Annotated in this window: 11 protein-coding genes and 1 tRNA gene; 9 read left to right on the top strand and 3 right to left on the bottom strand. The window is 65.3% G+C overall.

The features are described from left to right. Positions 1-431 precede the first annotated feature (431 nt). From VF992_06390 to VF992_06380, 3 genes are all read right to left on the bottom strand, one after another. Positions 432-671, bottom strand: coding sequence for a hypothetical protein (locus VF992_06390; GenBank protein ID HEX9340782.1), 240 nt, complete (start codon positions 669-671; stop codon positions 432-434). Between the two features lie 125 nt (positions 672-796). Further along, positions 797-1,372: an SIS domain-containing protein gene (locus VF992_06385; GenBank protein HEX9340781.1), complete on the bottom strand. Its 576-nt coding sequence runs from the start codon at positions 1,370-1,372 to the stop codon at positions 797-799. Next, positions 1,369-2,415: a TIM barrel protein gene (locus VF992_06380; GenBank protein ID HEX9340780.1), complete on the bottom strand. Its 1,047-nt coding sequence runs from the start codon at positions 2,413-2,415 to the stop codon at positions 1,369-1,371. Before VF992_06380 ends, VF992_06385 begins: the two co-directional genes overlap by 4 nt. Positions 2,416-2,605: 190 nt before the next feature. On the opposite strand from VF992_06380, the gene VF992_06375 reads away from it, so the two are divergent. The 9 genes from VF992_06375 to VF992_06335 all read left to right on the top strand — a co-directional run. Next, complete coding sequence (locus tag VF992_06375; protein HEX9340779.1) at positions 2,606-2,968, top strand: 50S ribosomal protein L18e; 363 nt, start codon at positions 2,606-2,608, stop codon at positions 2,966-2,968. A 2-nt stretch (positions 2,969-2,970) separates the two neighbouring features. Then, positions 2,971-3,411, top strand: a complete 441-nt coding sequence (locus VF992_06370; protein ID HEX9340778.1) for a 50S ribosomal protein L13 — start codon at positions 2,971-2,973, stop codon at positions 3,409-3,411. Continuing rightward, a complete protein-coding gene (locus tag VF992_06365; protein HEX9340777.1) occupies positions 3,408-3,806 on the top strand; it encodes a 30S ribosomal protein S9 in 399 nt (132 codons plus the stop codon). The genes VF992_06370 and VF992_06365 overlap by 4 nt, the downstream gene beginning before the upstream one ends. 4 nt (positions 3,807-3,810) lie before the next feature. Next, a complete protein-coding gene (locus VF992_06360; GenBank protein HEX9340776.1) occupies positions 3,811-4,002 on the top strand; it encodes a DNA-directed RNA polymerase subunit N in 192 nt (63 codons plus the stop codon). 54 nt (positions 4,003-4,056) lie between these two features. Next, positions 4,057-4,167: transfer RNA gene (locus VF992_06355), tRNA-Pro, on the top strand. A 64-nt stretch (positions 4,168-4,231) separates the two neighbouring features. Further along, positions 4,232-4,717, top strand: coding sequence for a hypothetical protein (locus VF992_06350; GenBank protein HEX9340775.1), 486 nt, complete (start codon positions 4,232-4,234; stop codon positions 4,715-4,717). Further along, complete coding sequence (locus VF992_06345; protein HEX9340774.1) at positions 4,714-5,013, top strand: hypothetical protein; 300 nt, start codon at positions 4,714-4,716, stop codon at positions 5,011-5,013. The genes VF992_06350 and VF992_06345 overlap by 4 nt, the downstream gene beginning before the upstream one ends. After that, positions 5,013-5,246, top strand: a complete 234-nt coding sequence (locus tag VF992_06340; protein HEX9340773.1) for a hypothetical protein — start codon at positions 5,013-5,015, stop codon at positions 5,244-5,246. Before VF992_06345 ends, VF992_06340 begins: the two co-directional genes overlap by 1 nt. A gap of 178 nt (positions 5,247-5,424) precedes the next feature. Next, positions 5,425-5,768: hypothetical protein (locus VF992_06335; protein ID HEX9340772.1), on the top strand; the 344-nt coding region annotated here is incomplete at its 3' end.

Genomic DNA, 5,768 nt, shown 5'->3' with positions numbered 1-5,768 from the left:
GAGGGCAACGCGATACTAGACTCTGTTGCGGCCCTCGCGCCGGATTGGGTCGCGAGACGTCCCAAGTGGAGTGGCCGCTTGACCTCTTACGGCCTGACCGCGAACTCCTCGGGCATCTGCAAACAGAGCCGAGCACGACTGGATAAAGGGACCTTGTACCAAGGTTCTCGTCACCCCCGTCCATATATGCGAGAGCGATGGTCCACACGCTCCTCCAAGATCGTTTGAGAGCCCGAATCCAAGGCGGCCAAGAGGCGATACTCTCCGACTCGCAGCTTGTATTCGTCTGAGGCCACCAGACGCGAAAAGAACCGCAGCGGGCTGCTTGTCGTCTGCTCGATCTTCGCGAGGATCCTGCGGGCGACGGGCGGATCAAGTCGACTCATGTCCCGCAAGGCTTGGTCGGTCCAGAGGATCGACCAAGGCATCGATCACAACCCCAGTCGCCGTTTCAGTTCTTCGTGAGAGAGGACACGGCCTTCTTTGACATCGAGACGAGCCCGCAGAAGCCCGAGCCTGAAGGCCTGCGTGTACGGCCCTTCCTCGTCACCTTCCGGAACGAGAGCGAGGAGCCGGTTGATTAGATCGTCGTACGTCTCTCGTGACGACGACTTGAGCTTCGCTAGCTTCTTCCTCGTTTCGGACGTCACCTGGATCGTCGTAATCGGCATATGGTGCGCCTATAGTGACCATATAGCCACCCATATATCTGTCTTCTGGTAGGTTGCGTGAATCGGTGTTTCTCGCAATCTCGAACCCAATCACGAACGAGTGAGTCGAGACGCGATTCCACCGGTCAGACCATGATCGCGTGGCGGCCTCTCATGTCGGATTCCGTCTGTCCGAGCTGCTCCATGATCTGCGCCACCAGGCCGTCGAGCAGGATGACGGTCGTGTCCTCGAAGAGGGTGCCGAGGGGCGCGAGCCGCGCCTGACCACCGTCCTCGGCCACGTGGATCAGCAAGACGACGTTGCTAGCGTTCGCGAGCTTCGAGGCGCGGTGGCCCGTGACCGAGATGACCTTGGCGCCGACGCGGCGCGCGATGTTCGCGACCTGGATCGCGCTCATCGTCGATCCGGTGTTCGAGACGATCAGGACCGCATCCCCGTCGTTCACGACCGGCGTGATCGTCTCGCCGATGAAGTAGCAGTCGATCCCCAGCTGGACCATGCGCATCGCGAAGGCTCGGGCGGCGAGGCCGCTGCGGCCGACGCCGTAGACGAACAGTTTCTTCGCCGACGTGAAGACGTCGACGGCGGCCTCGATGTCCTTGCTCCGGTCGACGGCAAGGATCTGCTTCACATGGTCGAGGAGGTACTTCGTGGACTCCTCGGCGGTGCCTCTGGCCCCGACGGCAGGGGCCTTCCTCACCGGCGCCTCACTTCCTTCTCTTCCTTCTCCGGTTTCGTCGGCCGGATCAGGCGCTTCGCGAGGACGCGCTCGAGGATGACTTTCATGTACATCGCGTCGTGCTCGAGCAGCGGCGACGACGACACGATCGTCAGGTCGTAGTCCTCGTCGAGGAGGCATTCCGCGAGCGGCTCAAACCGGAGGTCGCCTTTCTTGATCGGCGTGTAGCGCAGCTCATTGCCGTCCGCATGTTCGACGCCGCTGAAATGGGCGTGGATGTGCCCGCCGTCGGAGGCCTGCTCGACCTTCGTCAACACGTCGTCGAAGTCCTCCGGACGCTTGAAGAGCCCGAAGCCGCGCGCGTGGACATGGGCGAAGTTCAGGACCGGCAGGATGCCTTTCGCGTTCTTCACGAGCGTCAAGATCTCGTCGAGGCTGCCAACGACCTCCGTCCGGCCGCTCGCCTCGATGCCGAGCCGGGCGTGGATCTTCCCCTTCTTGTACGCGTCGCGGATGAGCCGGAGGTTCTTCGCGATCCGGGTCATCGCTTCCTTCGGGGCGAGTTCGCCGAACATCCCGAGGTGCGTCACGACGATCGGAGAGCCCATCGCTTCCGCGAGCATCCCGCCCCACACCACGCTCTGGACGCTCTTCTGCGCGAGGCCGTCCGCGTCGGCGAGGTCCATGTAGTACGGCGTGTGCAGGGACAGCTCGATGTCGAGCTCCCGCGAGAGCTCTCCCAGCTGCTGCAGCTCCCGATAGTCCTCGGCGATGCCGGAGGCGAGGCTGTACAGCACGTCCCCCTTCTCGATCTTCTCGTCGAGGGACGAGAGGAGGACCTCCTTGCGGTCCTGCTTCCGTCCGATCTGGACGGTCAGCTCCTCCGGGATCTCCCGCGGGGTGCGGCCGACGTCCTCGTCGCCCGCGTACCGCTCGTTCAGGTTCACGCGGACGAGCTGGACCTCCATCGCGGTCAGGCCGAGGTTGTGGATGTCCTCGATGCCATCCCTCAGCGTCCGGCCCTTGCACGACAACGGGATCCCGGACGGCCCAAAACGAATCACGACTAGTCCACCCCGCGGAGACCCGGCACCCACTATTATTCTGGAGCGCCTGATATTAATAGTTTTGGACGCGAATCGGCCCGGAAGCCGGTGAAGCCGGGTCCGTCCGATGGAACCGGGAGTGCGCCGGTTGCGCCCCCAAACGTTTAAATCGAGCACTCCTCTAACGCGGGTCGCAAGGCCCGTTTTCATGGCCAAGACCCCCAAGACGAACACTCACCTCCAGCGCATCGTGCGCGAGCTCCGGGAAGTCTCCCGCGAAGCGGATGCGCCGATTTGGCGGGACATCGCGGAGCGCCTCGAGCGGTCCCGGAAGAACTGGTCCGAGGTCAACCTCTCGCGGCTCAGCCGCTACGCGGCCAAGGGCGAGCAGATCGTCGTCCCCGGGGTCGTCCTGGCGACCGGCGAGATCACGACGCCGGTGACCGTCGCCGCCTTCCGATCGTCCGCAGCCGCACGGAAGAAGATCGAAGCGGCCGGGGGCCGGTCCGTCGGCCTCCTCGAGCTCGCCGTCCAGAATCCCAAAGGATCCGGCGTCCGGATCATGGGGTGACGATGCCGATCATCGACGCGACCGGTCACGTCGTCGGCCGGATGGCCTCGGTCCTCGCGAAACGCCTGCTCAACGGCGAGGAGATCGTCGTCGTGAACGCGGAGCACGCGATCCTCACGGGCAAGAAGCACATGGTCTTCGAGGCGTACCGGGCGGCCCACGCCCGAGGGAGCACCGCGAGCCGGATGCGGGGCATCGGCCCGCGGTACCCGCGACGGCCGGACATGATCCTCCGCCGCACGATCTCGCGCATGATGCCGTACCAGCAGCCGCGCGGCCGGACCGCGCTGAAGCGGTTGCGCGTCTACATCGCCGTCCCCGCCGAATTCAAGGACAAGCCGCTCGAGATCATCGAGGTCGCGAAGCGCCCGCCGCAAGGGCCGTTCATCAGCTTGGGCGAGGTCTCGAGGCTCCTCGGGTCGAAGTTCGAGGCTCGGGCATGAAGGCGATCGTCGCGAGCGGGAAGCGGAAGACCGCGGTCGCCCGGGCGACGCTCACGAAAGGTCGCGGCATCGTCCGGATCAACGGCGTGCCCGTCGAGATGTACCCGTTCGAGATCGGACGGCTGAAGATCTTCGAGCCGCTCAAGCTTGCGGGCCGCAAGGTCGACTCGATCGACATCAATGTGAACGTGCACGGCGGCGGTGTCATGGGCCAAGCGGACGCGGTCCGGACGGCGATCGCCCGCGGCCTCGTGCAATACCTGAATGACCGGGACCTCGAGACGCTGTTCCGGGAGTACGACCGCACGTTGATTGTGCCGGACACACGCCGGAAGCTGCCGAAGAATCCGCTCGGCCGCGGCGCCCGCAAGAAGCGGCAGAAGTCGTACCGGTGAGGCCATGATCATCCCCGTCCGATGTTTCACGTGCGGCAAGGTCGTCGGGAGCGCCTTCCAGCCGTTCGTCGAGCGGACGCGCGGCGGAGAGGAGCCGGGAGCGGTCCTCGACACGCTCGGGCTGAAACGGTACTGCTGCCGCCGCATGATCCTGTCCCACGCGGAGCTGATCGACGAAGTCTTGCCGTTCGGATAGACGCACGAGGACGGAGAAGGGTTTTTAGTCCCGCAGACCTTCGAGAGGCCTCAAGGGTCCGTGGGGTAGCTTGGTTCGGGCGCGGGGCCTTGCGGTCTGCCCGCCCGCAAGAAATCCTACCAGCTTGGGGTGCTGGCGACTCCGGTTCAAATCCGGACGGACCCATTCTCATCGAGGACAGGAGTGCAGGACGTTCACTATAAGCCGACCCGTCCGCATGGGGCCCGCCGTGGCCGAGGACGATCTCCGCAAGGAGTTCCGGGAGTTGCGCGCCCAGATCGAGGCACTCAGCGCCGCCCTCTCCGACATGGCCAGGCCGTACGCCGAACTCGTGGCCTACCTGGACCGCCTCCAAGACGTGTCCCGCGGCTACTTCCGGATCCTCGACCTCTTCGCGAAGTACGGGAAGGTGTCCCCAGACCTCGTGATCCCGGGCCTCAAGGACGACATCTCGCGGCACATCGTCGCGGTCCTGTTCGACCGCCCGGATCGGAACATCTCCCAGATCACGGAGGCGGTCAAGGGGAAGCGAGGGACCGCCTCCCGCCGCATCGTGCGGCAGCGGCTCGAGGACCTGCGGCGCCAAGGAATCGTGGTGGCCTCGCCCGGCTCCCGAACCCGGACGTTCCGCGTATCCGACGCGGTGGCCGAGAAGTGGTCACAATTGCTCGGCGCGCCCAAGTACCGGGACCAGCCTCCTGGCGGTCAGACATGAAGGTGTACGGAATGAGCGAGGAACGAAGGGGACCGAGGCCGGCGGAAATGAAGGAGATGCTCGAGGCGTTCTCGGAGAAAATCCCGGCGCTGCTGAACAGCCTCACGGACTCCATCTACGGGAAAGACGCGTCGACGAAATTCGGGACCGCCGTGGCGGACTTCTACACGACGCTGAAGAAGAGCGGCATGACGGACGAGCAGGCCTTCAAGCTCACGGAGCAATACATGTCGTCCCTGAACCTGGGTGGGATCATCGCCAAGGCCGTCGGGAAACGCCACAAGGAAGAAGAGTGATGTCGGACACCGGCGACCGCTTCCCGGTCGTTCTCATGGCGACGTTGCCGCGGCTCGCGATGAACCTCGGGCTGACGTTCCTCCGGTTCCAGTCCCATCGGAAGCGGGGCGTGCGACGGTTTCGTGACGCGCTCGAGGCCGGAGGCATGCCCCACCGCGAGGCGGCTCTCCTGGCGCGGTCGTACCACGAAGCAGGCTCCCTGCGCGAGATGCTCCGCGGCTCGTCGCCGTGACGGGCCACGGACCTTCAAGAGCCAATCGGCCCGAACCGTCCGTCGCCGGTTCGACGTCGCGACCCGCCTGGCGGCGCGTCGGCCGCAGGGCTATATACCGTATCTTCGATTGCGGAGCGGTCGCACCGCTCTGGGGTGGAGTATGAGACGAATCGCGCGTTCGGCGTGCGTTGGAATCGTGGCTTTCGCATTGTTCGCGCTGACGTCCGCGTCCGCGCAAGCGGCTCATCCCCTGACTCGCGTCGAGCATCCGAACGTCCTCGTGACCCTCGACCCCGAGGCGGCCTCGCAGAACGAGGTCACGATCGCGGCGTTCCCGAACGACCGAAACGTGCTCGTGGCGACCGCGCGCGACACGCGCCAAGCGAGCGGCTTCTCATGGGCCGGGTACTACCGCTCCACGGACGGAGGGGACACCTGGCAGAACGCCCTCGTGCCGGGCTTCCCGGGGGACACGTCCCCCGAAGGCCTGGCGTCGCCTGCGCACGACGCCGGCTGGACGATCGGCAGCGACCCCGTCAT

The sequence above is a fragment of the Thermoplasmata archaeon genome, assembly GCA_036395115.1.
In the GTDB taxonomy this organism is placed as follows: Archaea; Thermoplasmatota; Thermoplasmata; order RBG-16-68-12; family RBG-16-68-12; genus RBG-16-68-12.
Note: the sequence above shows the minus strand (reverse complement) of the source record. Positions and strands in the feature narration are given on the sequence as shown.